The following is a 17,717-nucleotide window of genomic DNA, read 5'->3' on the forward strand; positions in this document are numbered from 1 at the left end:
GTCGCGGGTCCAGACATCAGGGGGGACACCGACCGCGCGACCGTCGGCCGAAGCCGACCTCCAGATAGTGACACTTCGTTGAGGTTGAAATCAAGACGGGAATGATGAGACTTGTCGAGGCGCTCTCCGAGCGGACACCCAGACGGTCACGGGAGGTCACCGAGCGGCCCGCCCGACCCCGTAGACTCGCACTTTCGCCCGAACCGGAGGGGAGCAGCTCGACCCGTGACCGACACCCACGTCGACGCCGTCGCTGCGGAGATCGCCACTGAGCAGCAGCACCTGGACCGCGTCTACACGGAACTGACCAAGGCCGGAAAGCGCGCCGATCTCGTCGCCGTCGACGGCATGTCCCGCGGCCGCACCGACCGCACCGGTGACGTACGCGACGAGGAGATGTCCGGGCTCTTCGAGCGCGACGCCCTCGTCTTCAACGCCGCCCGCCGGGTCGCACACCTCGAGCACCAGCACGAGGGCCTCGTCTTCGGCCGGCTCGACCTCGACCACGCCGGGCAGGAGGCGGACCCCGACCGGGAGATCCGCTACATCGGTCGCCTCGGGGTCCGCGACGACGACTACGAGCCGCTCGTCATCGACTGGCGCGCCCCCGCCGCCTCCCCCTTCTACCGGGCGACCCCCGGCGACAACCACGGCGTCATCCGCCGTCGGGTGCTGCGCTGCCGCGGCGAGCGGGTCGTCGGCGTCGAGGACGACCTCATGGTCCCCGTCGCCCCCGACGACATGGTCGTCGTCGGTGACGGTGCGCTGCTCGCGGCGCTGACCCGCAGCCGCGGCCAGCAGATGCGCGACATCGTCGCGACGATCCAGACCCACCAGGACGAGGCGATCCGGGCCACCGACCGTGGCATCACCGAGATCAGCGGCGGCCCCGGGACGGGCAAGACCGTCGTCGCGCTGCACCGCGCCGCCTACCTGCTCTACGCCAACCGACGCCGCTACGAGAGCGGCGGCATCCTCGTCATCGGACCGTCGTCGGCGTACACCGCGTACATCGAGCGGGTCCTCCCTTCGCTCGGCGAGGACTCGGTCACCCTGCGCTCGGTGGGTGACATCGTCGACGTCATCACCGCCATCCGCCACGACCCGCCGTCCACCGCCGCGACCAAGGGCTCGCTGCAGATGCGCACGGTCCTGTCGCGGCTCGCGGCGCGCGCCGTCCCGGGCGCCCCGACGAGCCTGCGCGCCATGGTCAACGGCCTGCCCTTCCACCTCGACGAGCGTGCCCTCGCCGACATCCGCCGCAAGGCGCTGCGCGACCGCACCCGCAACCAAGCGACCCGGTTCGCCCGCGAGCTGCTCGCCGAGGCCGCGTGGAAGCAGGTGCGCCACGGGGACCGCGACGAGTTCATGGACGCCTTCGACGAGTCGCTGGCCATCGACGACTTCGTCGCCGCCTGGTGGCCCCAGGTCGACCCGCGCGAGGCCCTGCTCTGGCTCGAGGACACCGAGCTGGCCTACGAGGTCTGCCGCTCCGTCCTCAGCCAGGGCGACGCCGCGGACCTCGCGCACGCCGCCCGCGAGACGCTGCGCCTCGGCACGTGGAGCGTCTCCGACGTCGCCCTCGTCGACGAGCTGTCGGTCCGCGTCGGCCAGGTCGAGGCACCCGAGCAGGAGGAGCGCTCCTTCTACGAGATCGAGGAGCTCGACGGCGTCGAGGAGCTGCAGGCGATGGGCTCGGCGATCCGCGCGCCCGAGGTCGAGCACGAGCTCACCCCGACCACCGCCCGCGAGCGCCTGCTCGTCGGCACGGTGGGCCGTCCCGGTGAGTACGCGCACGTGCTCGTCGACGAGGCCCAGGACCTCTCCCCCATGCAGTGGCGGATGATCGGCCGTCGTGGCCGGCGTGCCTCGTGGACCGTCGTCGGCGACGTCGCGCAGGCCTCCTGGCCGGACGTGGCCGAGGCCGAGCGGGCGCGTGACGAGGCCTACGGCACCCAGCCGCGGCAGTCCTTCCACATGACGACCAACTACCGCAACGCGCAGGAGATCTTCGACTACGCGCGCGAGGTCATCCTGCCCGTGGTCCCGGACGCGGACATCCCCGACGCGGTGCGCGAGACGGGCGTACGCCCGGTCGAGCTCACCTTTGGCGACGCGCTCGACGACTCACGACCCGACGTCGCCACCCTCGCGGCGCAGGCCCTCTCGGACCTCGCCGCAGAGGTCGACGGGTCCATCGCGGTCATCGCGCCCCAGCGGCACGCGGCGGCGCTCCTGCCGCTCGACGGCTCGCACGGGGGTCGCGTCGTCGTCATCGACCCGCTGTCGACCAAGGGCCTGGAGTGGGACGCGACGCTCGTCGTCGACCCCGACGCCATCGTCGCGGAGTCGCCCGGCGGGGCCCGTGTGCTCTACGTCGTGCTCACCCGCGCGGCGCACCGGATGACTGTGCTGCGCCCGACCGACTGACGTCCGGCTCAGGCGGGATCGTCGTGGAAGCGGCGCAGCGCCGAGACGAGCAGCTGCTCTCGCGGGCGTCCCCACCACCGCGAGTCCTGCAGGGCCGCGCGGGCCGCGAGGTACCCGCACCCGCCGTGCACACCGCCGCCGGGGTGGGAGGCCGCGCTGCCCAGGTAGAGGCCCGCGACGTGCGTGCGGGGCCCACCCAGACCGGTCACGGGTCGCCAGATCGCCTGCTGGAAGAGCTGCTGGGTCCCGCCGCCCACCGCGCCGCGGCCGAGGTTGGCGTCCGCCGCCTCCAGGTCCTGCGGGCCCTGCACCCAGCGGCCGACCTCGTGGGCGGACCAGCCCGGCGCCAAGGCGTCCAGTACCTCCTCGCAGCCGGCGACGGTCGCCGCGACCGCGGCGGGGTCGTCGTACCGGTCGCGCGGGAGGTGGGTGTAGAGCCACAGGGCCTCGGTACCGGCGGGTGAGCGCGACGGGTCGATCGTCGTCATCTGCCCGAGGAGGGCGAAGGGGGTCCCCGGCACCTCTCCCGCCTCCAGGTCCGCGGACCACCGGACGAGCCCCGGCACGTCGTGGCCGACGTGCAGGACGCCGGCTCCGCGCGCTGCGGGCGAGGACCAGGGCATCGGCGCGTCGAGGCGCAGGTTGAGCTTGAGCGTCGGCAGGTCCCAGGTGAAGCGCTGCAGCCGACGGCGCAGCCCCTGCGGCACGTCATCGGGGTCGAGCAGGTCCTCGTAGAGTGCCTGCGCGCTCGTGTCCGCCACGACGGCCCGCCGCGTGCGCACCCGGCGTCCGCCGTCGAGCTCGACCCCGTGCACCCGCCCTCCGGAGACGACGACCCGCTCGACCGAGGTGCCGGTCTCGATCCGGGCGCCCGCGCCCTCGGCACGACGCCGGAGCGCCTCGGCGAGCCGGCCGGTGCCTCCGCGCGGCGAGGGGAAGCCCACCTCCTGGCACAGCATCGTCATCAGCCAGCCGTACAGGCCGCTGCCCGGAGCGGTCGGTGGGATGTCGGCGTGCATCGCGTTGCCCGCGAGCAGCTGCCCGGCCCCCGTGCCGCCGAAGCCCTCGCGCGCCAGCTGGGTCACCGGCAGCACGGCGAGCCGCGCGAGGTCCGGCGCCTCGCGCACTCCGAGCCGGGCGACCAGGCGGGCGACGTCCTTGACCGGGGGCCAGCGGGTGAGCAGCGCGGCGAGGAGCGGCTCGCGCACGCGCTGCCACTGCTCGACCATCTCGAGCCAGGCGGCCCCGTCGCCCGGGTGCTCCCGCTCGAGGTCCGCAGCGGTGTCCTGCGGGTCCGCGTGGAGGGCGACGCCCCCTTCGCCGGGACCGGAGAGGTGGGCGAGCGGTCGCGGCGCGTGGCGCCACTCCAGCCCGTGTGCCTCGAGGTCCAGCTCGCGAAGCACCGGCGAGGCCAGCGCGAGCGGGTGGCAGGCGCTGAACTCGTCCTCGGTCCAGCCCCCGTCGCTGCGGCTCGAGACCGCCCCGCCGACCTGCGCACGCTCCTCGACGACGAGCACGTCCCAGCCGGAGTCCGCGAGGTACGCGGCGGTGACGAGGCCGTGGTGGCCCGCACCGATGACGACGGCGTCGACTGTCTCCATGCGTCAGGCCCTCTCGACCCGGGTCTCCCGCTCGGCCAGCAGGCACAGGCGGCGCAGGGCCTCACGGTTGCGGACCCGCAGCCCGGCCTGGCGCACCGGCCGGGGCACCAGGGCCGCGAGTCCGCCCGATGCGTCCTCGCGCATCGTGACGACGGTGCCCCGCGGGCCGGGGCCCACCTCGAGCTCGACGACCTGGGTGCCGAGGGGCCGCACCCGCGCCTCCAGCACCATGCGCAGGCACTCCGGGTCGTGCTCGAGGACCGACGTCGTGTCGTCACGCACGACCGGCCAGACGCCGATCGAGTGGTGCAGCTGAGCTCCGGCAGCCGGCCAGGAGTCGTCGACGGAGCGCACGCGGGAGGCCCCGACGACCCAGGCGCCGTAGGTCCAGGCGTCCTCGATCACCGCCCACACCCGCTCGGGGGACGCACTCGTCGTCCACCGCACCGGTTCGGACCCGGACAGGTCGTGGTCTGTGGCGTCGTCGGCACCCATGGGCGCGCCTCCTCGGGTCTGGGGCAGGTCGGACGGGTTCCCCCTACCCCGACGGCCCCCGGAGCAATCGCTCCGGGGGCCGCGGGTGGAGTGAGTGGTCAGCCGCTCTTGCGGCGGAACATCTGCTGGGTCGCACTGGTCTCGGCGCGGTGCGCGTCCTCGACCTTGCCGTGCGCCCCGTTCGGCGAGACATTGGCTCCGCCGTGCGCCTGCTTCTTCTCCAGCGCCTCCCGGAACTTCGCCTTCACGTCCTCGGGAGCGCTCTCGTGGTTGCTCATGGGACCTCCCTTCGCTCGGGGCCGGGACCGCGACCGCGGGCCCGTGCACCCACCATGGTGCACGCGGGCCTCGCTGGCAACGGCATTTGGCCGGACGAAGGCAGGCTCAGGCGTCGAGCAGCGGGTGCCGCGGGATGATCTCCTCGCGCGCCGGGCCGACCCCGATGGCCGAGACCCGCGCCCCGACGAGCTCCTCGACCCACAGCACGTAGGCTTGGGCGTTGGCGGGCAGCTCCTCGAAGGTGCGGCAGTGGGTGATGTCCTCCCACCAGCCGTCGAGGTACTCGTAGATCGGCTTCGCGTGGTGCACGTCGGACTGGTTGACGGGCATCTGCTCGACCCGCTCGCCGTCGATCTCGTAGGCGACGCAGATCGGCACGCGCTCCAGCCCCGTGAGGACGTCGAGCTTGGTGACGACGAAGTCCGTGACGCCGTTGATGCGGGTGGCGTAGCGCCCGACGACCACGTCGAGCCAGCCGCACCGGCGCGGCCGGCCGGTCGTCGTGCCGTACTCGTGGCCGGTCTTGCGCAGGAACTCGCCGTCGTCGTCGAAGAGCTCGGTCGGGAAGGGCCCCTCGCCCACGCGTGTCGAGTACGCCTTGAGGATCGCGATGACGCGGCTCACGCGGGTCGGCGGGATGCCCGACCCGGTGCACGCACCGCCGGCGGTCGCCGAGGACGAGGTGACGAAGGGGTAGGTGCCGTGGTCGACGTCGAGCAGGGTCGCCTGACCGGCCTCGAGGAGCACGTTCTTGCCGGCGTCGAGCGCCTGCTCGAGCTCGAGGGTGGTGTCGGCGACCATGGGCCGCAGCCGGTCGGCGTAGGAGAGCAGCTCGTCGACGACGGCGTCGACGTCGGCGGCGCGCGTGTTGTAGACCTTGGCGAGGATCTGGTTCTTGAGGTCCAGGGCGGCCTCGACCTTCTGCCGCAGGATCCCCTCGTCGAAGATGTCCTGCACCCGGATGCCGACGCGGTTCATCTTGTCGGCGTAGGTCGGGCCGATGCCACGGCCCGTGGTGCCGATCTTGCGCTTGCCGAGGAAGCGCTCGGTGACCTTGTCGAGCGTGCGGTTGTACGGCGCGATGATGTGCGCGTTGGCGCTGATGAGCAGCCTGGAGGTGTCCACCCCGCGCTCGTCGAGCCCGTCGAGCTCCTGGAAGAGGACCTCGAGGTCGATGACCACGCCGTTGCCGATGACCGGCACGACGCTCGGGGTGAGGATGCCCGAGGGCAGCAGGTGCAGGGCGTACTTCTCACCGTCGATGACGACGGTGTGACCCGCGTTGTTGCCACCGTTGAACTTCACGACGTAGTCGACGTCGTTGCCCATCAGGTCGGTGGCCTTGCCCTTGCCCTCGTCGCCCCACTGGGCGCCGACCAGCACGATCGCCGGCATCGGTCCTCCTCGCCCGCACCAGGTGCGGGTCTCGACAGCAGTCCAGCCACGGGCGCGCCCGTGGCTGCTCCCCCTCACTCTACCGAGCGGGCCCCGACAGCCGACCGTCGCGCTCCAGCGCTGCGCCCAGCTGGAAGCGCGTGGCGACGCCGTAGCGGTCCATGAGCGCGGCCACCCGGCGGCGCACGGTGCGCAGACCGACGTGGAGCGAGCGGGCGATCATCTCGTCCTTGGCCCCGAGCATGAGCATGTGCAGCAGCGCCTCGTCGGCGTCGGCATCGGCGGCCTCGATGACCGGTGCGTGCGACCACAGCAGCTCGAACCACGCCCGGAAGTGGTGCACGAGCGCGGGGTTGTGGATCAGGACGTAGTTGGACGTGGGGTCAGCCCACGTGGCGAGGGTGAGGACGGCCTCCTCCCCCAGGACGCAGAATGCGGACTCGACGAGGTCGGACACCCGCTGCAGCTGTCCGGCGGTCCGGCCGGCGGCCAGCTCGGCGCTGGAGATCTCGCTCTCGAGGACGATCGGGTGGACGAGCGTGCGCTGCACCTGCCCGGCCATCGCCCGGTCGCGCTCGTGGCGCGTGCTGGTCTCCTCGCGACCCGCCCCCGGCTCGATGTCGGTGACGACGTTGTCGACGCGCGCGACCTGGCTGGCGATGCGGTCGATGATCGGCGCGGCGACGTCCTGCGTGAGCACCTGCACACCGGGGTCGTCGCCGAGGTCGATGTTGTGCATCCGGGCCCGCAGCGTGATGAGGAGGTCACCGATGTCGGTGAGCCGCTCGCGGGCCTCCTCGACGCGGATGGTGTCTGCGGCGAGGTAGCGCTCGAGGCGGCGCAGCGGCTCGTCGTCGGGTGCCGCGGTCGGGGACATGCGTGGCATGTTAGTGCCAGTGGCCGTCGGGTGCCGGGATCACGTGGACGAATGGTGCAAACTGTGATCAGTGCGGGGGCGCCGCACACGAAATCAGGGGACTTCTCAGCGGCGCCTCCCGCCGGATGCTCCGGGCTGCGGGACACCGGACCGACACGCAGGGCGTCACGACCACGGTCGTGACGCCCTTCGTGTGTCCCGGGTCAGCCGAGCAGCGCGCGGGCCGCCTCCAGCGAGGAGTCGCTGAGGAAGGTACGGCAGCGCAGCTCCTCGTCGGCCTCACCGATCTCGCCAGCGGCCTGGGCCAGCGCGGCGAGGGAGCGCAGGAAGCCGCGGTTGGGCACATGGGCCCACGGCACCGGTCCCTGCCCCTTCCAGCCCGAGCGGCGCAGCGCGTCGAGACCGCGGTGGTAGCCGGTCCGCGCGTAGGCGTAGGCCTCGATCGAGCGGCCGCCGTCGAGCGCGGTCTCGGCGAGGACGGCCCACGGCAGGGAGGACGAAGGGAGGTCCGCCGCCACCTTCGCCGCGTCCTCGCCCCCGTCGATCCGCGCCGCGGCGGGGTCCTCGGGCAGCTTGGTCTCAGGGATGCCGAGCAGGTTGTCCATCAGGCCTTCACCGACGTCCCGGCCGAGCGGAGGTTCTCGCAGGCCTCGACGACGCGGGCGGCCATCGACGCCTCGGCCTCCTTGCCCCACGCGCGGGGGTCGTACTGCTTCTTGTTGCCGACCTCGCCGTCGATCTTCAGCACGCCCGTGTAGTTCTCGAGCATCCAGCCGGCGACCGGGCGGGTGAAGGCGTACTGCGTGTCGGTGTCGACGTTCATCTTGACGACGCCGAAGTCGACCGCGTCGCTGATCTCCTGGGCGCTCGAGCCCGAGCCACCGTGGAAGACGAGGTCGAGCGGGTGCTCGCCGTGGTCGCTGCCGTACTTCGCGACGATCGCGTCCTGGCACTGCTTCAGGATCTCGGGGCGCAGCTTGACGTTGCCCGGCTTGTAGACGCCGTGGACGTTGCCGAAGGTGAGGGCCGTCATGTAGCGACCCTTCTCACCGAGACCGAGGGCCTCGACGGTCGCGAGCGCGTCCTCGGGGGTCGTGTACAGCTGCTCGTTGATCTCGTTGGCGACCCCGTCCTCCTCGCCGCCGACGACACCGATCTCGACCTCGAGGATGATGTCGGCCGCCCTGGCCAGCTCGAGCAGCTCCTGGGCGATCTGCAGGTTCTCGGCCAGCGGCACCGCCGACCCGTCCCACATGTGCGACTGGAAGATCGGCAGCCCGGTGGCGTCCCGCCGCTCCTTGCTCGCGGCGAGCAGCGGACGGACGAACCCGTCGAGCTTGTCCTTGGGGCAGTGGTCGGTGTGCAGGGCGATGTTGACGTCGTAGTTCTTCGCCACCTCCTGCGCGTAGGCCGCGAGCGCGAGCGAGCCGGTGACCATGTCCTTGATGGTCGGGCCGGACAGGTACTCGCCACCACCGGTGGACACCTGGACGATGCCGTCGCTGCCGGCCTCGGCGAAGCCGCGGATGGCGGCGTTGAGGGTCTGGCTCGAGGTGACGTTGATGGCCGGGTAGGCGAAGGACCCGGCCTTCGCGCGGTCGAGCATGTCTCGATAGACGTCGGGGGTTGCGATGGGCATGGCGGTGGGCCTCCTGGCACGGCTCGGTGGTCGTCCTGCTGATCCTCGCAGATCCGCCCGGCGCCCGGCCAAGGGTCACCGCCGTTACGCCCGGGTAGCTCCGCGCGTCAGGGAGCGAGACGGCCGGGGTGCGGTCAGCGCGACGCCTGCCAGGCGATGATCCGGTCGAGCGCCTCGGCGATGGCCTCCGGGCCGGCGGCGAGGGACAGCCGCACGCAGCGCGACCCGATCACCGGGTCGAAGTCCCCGCCGGGCGTCACCGCGACACCGGTCGCCTCGAGCAGCGCGGCCGCGTACTCGCCGGAGTCGGCGAAGCCCGCGAGCGCGTCACCGAGCTCGGCCCAGTAGTAGAAGGCGCCGTCCGCGGGCGCCGCCGCGCCCCACCCGAGCTCGGGGGCACGCTGGAGCAGCACCTCGCGCGCCCGCGCGAACTGCAGCCGCGCGGCCTCGCCCTCCGCGTACGTCTCCTCGGCGAAGGCCGCGACCGCCGCCTCCTGCGCCGCGGCGGGCGGGCACAGCGCGATGTTGCCCGCGAGGGCGTCGACGGCCGACCGCAGGTCCTGCGGCACGAGCAGCCAGCCCAGTCGCCACCCCGTCATCCCCCAGTACTTGCTGAAGGACGAGACGACGATCGCGTGCTCGTCGACCTCCCGGGCGCTCACCCCCTTCGCGTCCGGGCCCTCGCCGTACGTCACGCCGTGGTAGATCTCGTCGCTCACGAGGCGGACGCCGTGGGCGCTGCACCAGGCGGCGATCGCGGTGAGCTCGCCGCGGTCGACCATCGTGCCCGTCGGGTTCGCCGGCGAGGCGAGGACGAGGCCGGCGAGCGGGGCCTGCGCGTGGACGGCCTCGAGCTGCGCGACGGTCGGCTGGTAGCGCTCCGTGGGGCCGGTCGCGATGTCGACGACCTCGCAGCCGAGCGCCTCGAGGATGTTGCGGTACGCCGGGTAGCCGGGGCGGGCCAGCGCGACGCGCTCGCCGTGGTCGAAGGCCGCGAGGAAGGCCAGGACGAAGCCACCGGAGCTCCCGGTCGTCACGGCGACCTCGGCCGGGTCGACGTCGAGGCCGTACCAGCGGGAGTAGTGCCCCGCGATCGCGGCCCGGAGGGGGGTCGTCCCGAGCGCCGGCGTGTACCCGAGCGGCCGTGCCTCCGCGTGGATCCTGGCCGCCGCCACCTGCACCGCGCTCGGCGCGCCCTGGCTCGGCTCGCCGGCGCAGAGGGAGACGACCTCCCTTCCCTCCGCGCGCATCCGCGCGACGGTGGCGAGCACGTCCATGACCTCGAAGGGGGCGACCGCGGACCGGGCGGACGGGGCGAAGGGGGTGTCACGGCTGTCCATGGGGCCCATCCTCACACTGCCCTTCGGGACGGTCGCTGCGCGACCTCCTCAGGGAGCGAGGGAGGACGCAGGGTGTGTGCGGGCGCCTTCGGATGTAGTGTGCCCCGGCCACACCAACCGGAGAGGACCTCGTCGTGTCCGAGACGACCTACCAGCTCATCGCCATCGGCGTGTACTTCACCGCGATGCTCGCGATCGGCTACTACGCCTACACCCGCACCCGCAACATCGACGGGTACATGCTCGCCGAGCGCGGCCTGCACCCGGCCGTTGCGGCCCTGTCCGCCAACGCCGCCGACATGTCCGGCTGGCTGCTCATGGGCCTGCCCGGTGCCATCTACGCCTCCGGCCTCATCGAGAGCTGGATCGCCATCGGCCTGACGGTCGGCGCGTGGCTCAACTGGAAGTTCGTCGCGCCCCGGCTGCGCGCCTACACCGAGATCGCCGGCGACTCGATCACCATCCCGAGCTACTTCGGGCGGCGCCTGCGCGACCGGACCAACCTGCTGCGCATCGTCGCGGCGGTCGTCATCCTCGCCTTCTTCACCTTCTACGTCTCCTCCGGCATGGTCGCCGCGGGCAAGTTCTTCGAGAGCTCCTTCGGCTGGACCTACCTGCACGGCGTGCTCCTCGTCGCCGCGGTCACGCTGGTCTACACGCTCTTCGGCGGCTTCCTCGGGGCGACCCTCACCGACGTCGCGCAGGGCCTGCTGATGTTCGCCGCGCTCGTCGCCGTCCCCTTCGTCGCGCTCTTCGAGGTCGGCTCGCCGGGCGAGATCGCCGACGGTGCCCGTGCCGTCAACCCGGACGTGTTCAACCTGTTCGCCGGCGACGAGGGCACCGGCCTGCTCGTCCTCGCGATCATCTCGACGGCCGCGTGGGGCCTGGGCTACTTCGGCCAGCCGCACATCATCGTGCGCTTCATGGCGCTGCGCACCCCCGCCGACGCGCACTACGGCCGGATCGTCAGCACCACCTGGATGATCATCACGGCGCTCGGCGCGATCACCACCGCGATCATCGGTGTCGCCTACTTCAACGGTGCCGACCCGGCGAAGCAGATCGAGGACCCCGAGACCGTCTTCCTCCTGCTGGCGCAGATCTTCTTCCACCCCCTCGTCGCCGGCTTCGTGCTCGCCGCCGTCCTCGCCGCGATCATGTCGACGATGTCGAGCCAGCTCGTCGTCTGCTCCTCCGCCCTCGTCGAGGACCTGGTCAACCTCACCGGGCGCAAGGCCTCGGACAAGGCGCTGCTCCTCTACCGCCGGGTCGGCGTGCTCGTCGTCGCGCTCGTCGGCCTCGTCCTCGCCCTCGACCCCGACTCGGCGATCCTCGAGCTCGTCGCCTTCGCGTGGGCCGGCTTCGGTGCCGCCTTCGGCCCGATCGTCCTGCTCTCGCTCTACTGGCGGCGCCTCACGGCCACCGGCGCCCTCGCCGGCATGGTCGTCGGCGCGGTCACGGTCTTCGTCTGGGGCAACATCGACAGCCTGAGCGACCGGATGTACGAGATCGTCCCCGGCTTCCTGCTCAACCTGCTCGTCACGGTCGCCGTCTCGCTCGCCAAGCCGTCCACGGACCCGGAGATCCAGGCCGAGTTCGACAGCATGGAGCGCGAGCTCGGCGCCTCCCGCGGGGACATCGACCTCGCCGCGACCAGGTAGCGCCCGACCGCAGGGTCAGCCCTCGCCGGGTACCTGACCGAAGGTGTGCCGCCGCACCCACGCGTGCATCGCGATGGCTGCGGCGGCACCTGCGTTCATCGAGCGCGTCGAGCCGAACTGGCTGATCGCCAGGACCACGTCGCAGGCAGCGAGCATCTGCGGGCTGATGCCGGGGCCCTCCTGCCCGAGGACGAGGACGCACCCCCGCGGCAGGTCGTGGGTCTCGATCGGGACCGATCCCGGCACGTTGTCGATGCCGATGACGGGAAGGGGGGTCCCCCCTTCGCCCGCGGTGCTCGCCCAGGCGAGGAAGGACGCGACGTCGGGGTGGTGGTGCTCGACCTGGTAACGGTCGGTGACCATCGCGCCGCGACGGTTCCACCGCCGCTTGCCGACGACGTGGAAGGCGGCCGCACCCAGCGCGTTGGCGGTGCGCACCACCGAGCCGATGTTGAAGTCGTGCTCCCAGTTCTCGATCGCGACGTGGAAGTCGTGGCGCCGCGTGGCCAGGTCCGCGGTGATCGCGTCGTGGGACCAGTAGCGGTACCGGTCCTCGACATTGCGCCGGTCGCCCTCGCGGAGCAGCTGCGGGTCGAGGCGCTCGTCCTGCGGCCAGTCGCCCTCCCACGGCCCGACCCCGTGGTTCACAGGGCGCGCGAAGGGAGCGCCCGTAGCCTTGGCATGATCATCCGGGGTGCCCACGGGGCCCCACCGTAGACGCCACCCTCGGAAGGGCCGCATGAACACCATCGTCCAGTGGGTCCTCGACCTCATGGACAGCATCGGGGGGCCCGGCATCGCGCTCGGGATCTTCCTCGAGAACATCTTCCCGCCGATCCCCAGCGAGGTGATCCTGCCCCTGGCCGGCTTCACCGCCGCGCAGGGCCGGTACTCCGTCGTCGAGGCGATCCTCTGGGCGACGCTCGGCTCGGTCACGGGCGCGCTGCTGCTCTACGGGCTGGGCGCTGCGCTCGGCATGGACCGGCTGCGGGGCATCGCGCGCCGGATGCCGCTCGTCGACGTCGCGGACATCGACAAGACCGACGCGTGGTTCTCCAGGCACGGGGCCAAGGCGGTCTTCTTCGGGCGCTTCGTGCCGGGCATCCGCAGCCTCATCTCGATCCCGGCCGGCATCGACCGGATGCCACTGGCGAAGTTCGTCGGCTACACGAGCGCCGGGTCGCTCATCTGGAACAGCCTCTTCGTGTGGATCGGGTTCCAGCTCGGCGACCGGTACGAGCTCGTCGAGCGGTACATGGACCCGATCAGCAAGGTCGTCTACGCGCTCATCGTCCTGACCGCCCTCGGTGTGCTCGTGTGGATGGTCCGCCGCTCGCTGCGCCGCAGCCACGACCCCGACGACCACATCGAGCTCGAAAAGCGGTAGTGCGCGCTCGGGTGCCGGCCCTAGCGTGGTCCGACATGACGACACCGGTGATCGAGGCCGAGGGCCTGGTCAAGCGATTCGGCGACTTCACGGCCGTCGACGACGTGAGCTTCACGGTGCCCCGTGGCACCGTCTTCGGCCTCCTGGGGCCCAACGGCGCGGGCAAGACGACCACCGTGCGGATGATGACGACGCTGACGGTCCCCACGAGCGGGTCGGCCCGGGTCGCCGGCCACGACGTGGCGACGCAGCCCGACGCGGTGCGCGCGAGCATGGGCCTGACCGCCCAGAGCGCGACGGTCGACGACCTGCTGACCGGGCGGGAGAACCTGCGTCTGATCGGCGACCTCTACGGCCTGCCCGGGCGCGAGGTGCGCCGGCGTGCCGACGACCTGCTCGAGCGGTTCTCGCTGACCGAGGCGGGCAACAAGGTGGTCCGGGACTACTCCGGCGGCATGCGACGGCGCAGCGACCTCGCGGTCAGCCTCGTCGCCCACCCGTCGGTCCTCTTCCTCGACGAGCCGACCACCGGCCTCGACCCGCGCAGCCGCGTCGAGCTGTGGGACGTGCTGCGTGACCTCGTGCGCGACGGCACGACGCTGCTGCTCACGACGCAGTACCTCGACGAGGCCGACCAGCTGGCCGACCGGGTCTGCGTCATCGACCACGGGAGGATCATCGCCCAGGGCACCCCGCTCGAGCTGAAGAACCAGTCCGGCGCGACGAGCCTCGTCGTCACGGTCTCCCGGCACGACGAGGTCGGCCGGGCCGCCGGGCTCGTCCGCCGGATCGTCGGCGAGCTGCACGTCGACGCGGACGCTCGGCGGCTCACCGCCCCGGGCGCCGCCGTCGCGGAGCTGACCCGGATCGCGGGCGAGCTCGACGGGGCCGGGATCGAGGTCGACGACCTCGGCATGCAGCGGCCCAGCCTCGACGACGTCTTCCTCTCCCTCACCGGTCACACGGCCGGGGAGTCCAGCAACCAGGAGGCACCGGCATGACCGGGGCGAGCCGCACCCGCCAGATCACCACCCTCGTGCGCCGCAACCTCACGCACATCAAGCGCCAGCCCGAGATGCTCACCGACGTGACGATCCAGCCGGTGATGTTCGTGCTGCTCTTCGCGTACGTCTTCGGCGGCTCCATCAACATCCCCGGCGTGGACTACAAGCCGTGGCTGCTGCCCGGGATCATGGCGCAGACCATCGCCTTCAGCTCCTTCATCGTCGCCGTCGGCCTCAACACCGACATCGGCAAGGGCATGGTCGACCGCCTGCGCTCCCTGCCCATCCAGCGCTCCTCGATCCTCGTCTCCCGCAGCATCGCCGCGCTCATCCACTCGAGCATCGGCGTCGCGGTCATGTCGGTGACGGGTCTGTTCATCGGGTGGCGGCTCCACGACGGGGTGGTCAACGCGCTCGTCGGCTACGGGCTGCTGCTGCTCTTCGGCTTCGCGATGATCTGGATCGGCATCCTCGTCGGCTCGGCCATGCGCTCCGTCGAGGCGGTCAACGGGCTGATGTTCACGACGATCTTCCCGGTCACCTTCCTCTCCAACGCCTTCGCGCGCACCGACGTCATGCCGACCTGGCTGCGCACGATCGCGGAGTGGAACCCGATCAGCGCCCTGAGCCAGGCCATGCGCGACAACTGGGGCGTCGCCGGTCAGCCCCTGCGCGCGGACGCCCCGTGGCCGCTGCACCACCCCGAGCTCGCGGCGATCATCTGGTCCGTCGCGATCACGCTCGTCATCGCGCCGCTGGCGCTGCGCGCCTTCAACGCCCGGACGACGGACTGACGAGGAGGTTGGCGGCGGGTCGGGTGGGAGCAGGTCCCCTCCCTTCGATCAGCGCCAACCGTGGCCGAGGACGAGGGTCGCGAGCTGGGTGCGCGAGCGCACGCCGGACTTGCGGTAGATCCGCGTCAGGGTGCCCTCGACCGTCTTGACGCTCAGGTGGAGGCGCTGGGCGATCTCGCGGTTGCTCGCGCCGTCGGCGACCAGGGCGGCGACCTGCTGCTCGGTGAGCGTCAGCTCGGCGAGCGGGTCGGCGCTGTCCGACTGCTCGGGCTCGAGGCTGTGCAGCGCCGCGCCCTCGGGGAACCGGGCCTGGACCCACGCCGTCCACGGCTCGGCGTGCAGGGGCCGCAGCACCTCACGGGCCCGCTCGGACGCCTCCCGGCTGCGGCCGGTCCGCCGGGCCCGGCGCTCGAGGTGGGCGAGCGCGACCAGGGAGCGGGCCTGCTCGATGGGCAGCCGGCGCTCCGCGGCGGCCGTGGCCGCACGGGTCACGAGCCGGCGCGCCTCGTCGAGGTCACCCCGCGCGGCCGCGATCTCGGCAGCCGCCCGGTCCGCGGCGATGACGACGCCGGGAGCGCCCTGCCCGGAGTCGAGGCTCTCGCGCACCAGGGCCAGCAGCTCCTCGGCCTCGACCACCTCGCCGGTGAGGGCGAGGGCCGTCACCGCATCGGTGTGCCAGCGCAGCGCCGTCACGTCCTGGATACCGCTCGCCGCGTCGATCGCGCGCAGCTCCCGGTAGACCGCCACCGCCCCCGCGAGGTCGTCGAGGTGGAGCCGGGCGAGCCCCAGACAGGTGAGCTGGCGGCGCAGGTAGCGCTCGTCGTCCTGCTCCCGGGCGAGCGCGACCCCGCGGGCGCTCACCACCGCGCACCTCTCGAAGGTCCCGCCCACCGACTCGGCCACCGACTCGATGTACCAGGTGGTCGCGACCGGGGTGTCGAAGTGCGTCGCCGCCCGGGTCGCCCGCCCCGCCAGCTCCAGCGCCTCGCGTCCTCGTCCCTGCCGCGCGACGATCTCGACGAGGCTGCGCAGGATGTGCACGGTGTCGTACCCGGCGTCCTGGCCGACGTCGGCGAGCATGTCGACGAACTCCGCGCGCGCTCGCTGCAGGTCGTCGTCGTGCAGCGCGAAGCGCGCCGCGATGTAGCGCGCGGAGGTGTGCACCTGGCCCGGCCGCGGCGGAGCGGCGAGCGCGGCGGCCTCCTCGATGAGCTCGCGCGCCCCCCCTTCGCCCAGCGTGCGGCTCACCGAGGCCGCGGCGGTGAGTGCCTCGACCTCGATGTCCGGGCGGTCGGCGCGGGCGGCCAGCTCCGCCGAGCGGCGGGCCAGGTCGAGTGCCGTGCGCAGGTCGTGCGTGCTGAGGAGGACACGGGCGCGCTGCAGCAGCACGCGGGCCTGCAGCTCGGGGTGCCGGCGCGAGGCCTGCATCGCGGAGACGAGGACCTCGTCGGGAGCAGGGTCGCCCAGCTCGACGAGGGCGAGGTCGGCGCGCACCCGGTGGTTGGGGTCGGTGAGCTCGACGGCGGCCCGGACGGCGCGGTGCAGGACGCGGGTCTCCTTGCCGATGACCGCGTTCTCCAGGCAGCAGGTGAGCCACTCGGCTCGTTCGGGCGTCCCGGCGTCCGCGGCCAGCAGGTAGAGGTGGCCGGCGAGGTCGTGCTCGCCGCGCGCAGCGGCCCCCGCGGCGGAGGACGCGAGGTCGGCGGGGCTCGTCGACGGGTCGCCGGCGAGCGCGAGGTGGTAACGCACCAAGCCGTCGTTGTCGGCGTGCTCGGCGAGCTCGCGGTGCAGGCGCACGAGCTCGTCGCTGTCGATCGACTCGAGCAGCACGTCGCCCAGGGCAGCCGGCGTGAGGCGCAGGTAGTCGTCCTCGGTGACGATCATCGCGAGCGCCCGGGCCGTGGCGATGCTCGCGTCGGCGTCCGGGCCGAAGATCCGCCCGAGGACCGCCGCCGTCGGCTGGTGCATGGCCGCGACGCGGCGCAGCGTCGTACGCACCTGCTCGGACAGCGCGTTGGCGTGGCCGCGCGCGAGGGCGTCGACCGCCCGGGTCATCTCCAGGGGGCTCTGGGAGTCCGTCGCGGCCGCGAGCTGGTGCGCCAGGCCGGGGTTGCCACCCGACTCGCGGTGCGCCCACAGGGCCGTGTCGGTCGGCACACCGACGGACGTGAGCATCTCGACCGTGTCCGCGCCGGCCAGTGGCGCGAGGTCGATGTGGAGCAGCGGGATCTCCCGGGTGTCGAGCGGGTCCGGCACGAAGCCGGTGCGCGCCGACACCTCCGCCGGCCCCACCGACAGCAGGATCCCGAGCGTGCCGGGCCCGAGCGAGCGGCTGGCGGCCGTCCGCAGCGCGACGAGGCTCACCAGGTCGAAGTGCTGGGCGTCGTCGAGGACGAGGACGAAGGGGGCTCGGGCGGCGTGGGTGGTGAGCAGCTCGGTGAGTGCGTCCCCGAGCTGGGCCGTCGGGTCGTTGCCGGAGAGCAGGCGGGTGTCGGCGAGCCGCGCGCGCATCCGCTCCGGCAGCTCGTCCAGGGTCTCGGCCGGGAAGGCCTGCGCGATGACCTGTGCGGCGTGGCCCCGGGTGCCCCGACGGTGCAGCCGCACCGGCACCGCGTTGGGCACCGCCGCCGTCACGAGGTCGAGGACGGTGCTGCGCCCCATCCCGCGGGGTCCGTGGATCGCGACCGCCTGGCCGTCGAGGACCCGTGCGGTCACCGCGCCCACGAGGCGGGCACGACCGACCGGGGCGGGGGTTCCCACGGCGTGCCCCGCAGCGAGATCCACTCCAGCTCCTCCGTCTCCACCGCCGTCGGCG

At 72.7% G+C, this 17,717-nt stretch carries 15 protein-coding genes; 5 read left to right on the plus strand and 10 right to left on the minus strand.

Translation table 11 applies throughout. The features are described 5' to 3' along the window. The first annotated feature begins 225 nt into the window (after positions 1-225). Complete coding sequence (locus JT1_RS12805) at positions 226-2,430, plus strand: HelD family protein (protein ID WP_068327090.1); 2,205 nt, start codon at positions 226-228, stop codon at positions 2,428-2,430. An 8-nt stretch (positions 2,431-2,438) separates the two neighbouring features. On the opposite strand, the gene JT1_RS12810 is transcribed toward JT1_RS12805, so the two are convergent. The 8 genes from JT1_RS12810 to JT1_RS12845 form a co-directional block, all read right to left on the minus strand. Continuing rightward, on the minus strand, positions 2,439-4,031 hold the full coding sequence (locus tag JT1_RS12810) for a phytoene desaturase family protein (RefSeq protein ID WP_068327093.1): 1,593 nt from the start codon (positions 4,029-4,031) through the stop codon (positions 2,439-2,441). Between the two features lie 3 nt (positions 4,032-4,034). Further along, on the minus strand, positions 4,035-4,526 hold the full coding sequence (locus JT1_RS12815) for an SRPBCC family protein (protein ID WP_082807661.1): 492 nt from the start codon (positions 4,524-4,526) through the stop codon (positions 4,035-4,037). A 98-nt stretch (positions 4,527-4,624) separates the two neighbouring features. Further along, the gene (locus JT1_RS12820) at positions 4,625-4,804 is read right to left on the minus strand and encodes a DUF5302 domain-containing protein (RefSeq protein ID WP_068327096.1); all 180 of its coding nucleotides are present in this window, start codon (positions 4,802-4,804) and stop codon (positions 4,625-4,627) included. A gap of 106 nt (positions 4,805-4,910) precedes the next feature. Next, entirely contained in the window at positions 4,911-6,200 is a 1,290-nt protein-coding gene (locus tag JT1_RS12825) for an adenylosuccinate synthase (protein WP_068327099.1), read from the minus strand. A 79-nt stretch (positions 6,201-6,279) separates the two neighbouring features. Next, positions 6,280-7,077, minus strand: a complete 798-nt coding sequence (locus tag JT1_RS12830) for a helix-turn-helix domain-containing protein (RefSeq protein WP_169701996.1) — start codon at positions 7,075-7,077, stop codon at positions 6,280-6,282. Between the two features lie 203 nt (positions 7,078-7,280). Further along, entirely contained in the window at positions 7,281-7,682 is a 402-nt protein-coding gene (locus JT1_RS12835) for a DUF3151 domain-containing protein (RefSeq protein WP_068327106.1), read from the minus strand. After that, on the minus strand, positions 7,682-8,716 hold the full coding sequence (gene fbaA / locus JT1_RS12840; RefSeq protein WP_068327109.1) for a class II fructose-bisphosphate aldolase: 1,035 nt from the start codon (positions 8,714-8,716) through the stop codon (positions 7,682-7,684). The genes JT1_RS12835 and fbaA overlap by 1 nt, the downstream gene beginning before the upstream one ends. Positions 8,717-8,850: 134 nt before the next feature. Further along, positions 8,851-10,056 (minus strand): pyridoxal phosphate-dependent aminotransferase, encoded by a 1,206-nt coding sequence (locus JT1_RS12845; protein ID WP_068327111.1) that lies wholly within the window; start codon positions 10,054-10,056, stop codon positions 8,851-8,853. A gap of 134 nt (positions 10,057-10,190) precedes the next feature. Between JT1_RS12845 and putP the strand changes: the two genes are divergently transcribed. Beyond that, a complete protein-coding gene (putP, locus tag JT1_RS12850; protein ID WP_068327114.1) occupies positions 10,191-11,717 on the plus strand; it encodes a sodium/proline symporter PutP in 1,527 nt (508 codons plus the stop codon). 15 nt (positions 11,718-11,732) lie between these two features. On the opposite strand, the gene JT1_RS12855 is transcribed toward putP, so the two are convergent. After that, a complete protein-coding gene (locus tag JT1_RS12855) occupies positions 11,733-12,365 on the minus strand; it encodes a TrmH family RNA methyltransferase (RefSeq protein ID WP_068327117.1) in 633 nt (210 codons plus the stop codon). A 91-nt stretch (positions 12,366-12,456) separates the two neighbouring features. Between JT1_RS12855 and JT1_RS12860 the strand changes: the two genes are divergently transcribed. Genes JT1_RS12860 through JT1_RS12870 form a run of 3 tightly spaced genes read left to right on the plus strand, consistent with a single transcriptional unit; the run spans position 12,457 to position 14,902 of the window. After that, the gene (locus tag JT1_RS12860; protein ID WP_068327120.1) at positions 12,457-13,104 is read left to right on the plus strand and encodes a DedA family protein; all 648 of its coding nucleotides are present in this window, start codon (positions 12,457-12,459) and stop codon (positions 13,102-13,104) included. Positions 13,105-13,139: 35 nt separating this feature from the next. Further along, positions 13,140-14,105 carry an ATP-binding cassette domain-containing protein gene (locus JT1_RS12865; protein ID WP_068327123.1) on the plus strand — a complete coding sequence of 322 codons (966 nt, stop codon included), beginning with the start codon at positions 13,140-13,142 and terminating at the stop codon, positions 14,103-14,105. Beyond that, on the plus strand, positions 14,102-14,902 hold the full coding sequence (locus JT1_RS12870; RefSeq protein WP_068327126.1) for an ABC transporter permease: 801 nt from the start codon (positions 14,102-14,104) through the stop codon (positions 14,900-14,902). Before JT1_RS12865 ends, JT1_RS12870 begins: the two co-directional genes overlap by 4 nt. Before the next feature lie 48 nt (positions 14,903-14,950). Here the strand turns inward: JT1_RS12870 and JT1_RS12875 are convergent, their stop codons facing one another. After that, positions 14,951-17,686, minus strand: coding sequence for a LuxR C-terminal-related transcriptional regulator (locus JT1_RS12875; protein WP_169701997.1), 2,736 nt, complete (start codon positions 17,684-17,686; stop codon positions 14,951-14,953). Between the last annotated feature and the right edge of the window lie 31 nt (positions 17,687-17,717).

Source organism: Janibacter terrae NBRC 107853, from assembly GCF_001591405.1.
Lineage (GTDB): Bacteria > Actinomycetota > Actinomycetes > Actinomycetales > Dermatophilaceae > Janibacter > Janibacter terrae.

Bases quoted from the DNA above. Each gene is read 5' to 3' on its own strand.
- JT1_RS12810 (WP_068327093.1), bottom strand. From the start codon at position 4,031: ATGGAGACAGTCGACGCCGTCGTCATCGGTGCGGGCCACCACGGCCTC.
- JT1_RS12835 (WP_068327106.1), bottom strand. From the start codon at position 7,682: ATGGACAACCTGCTCGGCATCCCTGAGACCAAGCTGCCCGAGGACCCC.
- JT1_RS12860 (WP_068327120.1), top strand. From the start codon at position 12,457: ATGAACACCATCGTCCAGTGGGTCCTCGACCTCATGGACAGCATCGGG.
- JT1_RS12845 (WP_068327111.1), bottom strand. From the start codon at position 10,056: ATGGACAGCCGTGACACCCCCTTCGCCCCGTCCGCCCGGTCCGCGGTC.
- JT1_RS12825 (WP_068327099.1), bottom strand. From the start codon at position 6,200: ATGCCGGCGATCGTGCTGGTCGGCGCCCAGTGGGGCGACGAGGGCAAG.
- fbaA (WP_068327109.1), bottom strand. From the start codon at position 8,716: ATGCCCATCGCAACCCCCGACGTCTATCGAGACATGCTCGACCGCGCG.
- JT1_RS12865 (WP_068327123.1), top strand. From the start codon at position 13,140: ATGACGACACCGGTGATCGAGGCCGAGGGCCTGGTCAAGCGATTCGGC.
- JT1_RS12820 (WP_068327096.1), bottom strand. From the start codon at position 4,804: ATGAGCAACCACGAGAGCGCTCCCGAGGACGTGAAGGCGAAGTTCCGG.
- JT1_RS12830 (WP_169701996.1), bottom strand. From the start codon at position 7,077: ATGTCCCCGACCGCGGCACCCGACGACGAGCCGCTGCGCCGCCTCGAG.
- JT1_RS12870 (WP_068327126.1), top strand. From the start codon at position 14,102: ATGACCGGGGCGAGCCGCACCCGCCAGATCACCACCCTCGTGCGCCGC.
- JT1_RS12815 (WP_082807661.1), bottom strand. From the start codon at position 4,526: ATGGGTGCCGACGACGCCACAGACCACGACCTGTCCGGGTCCGAACCG.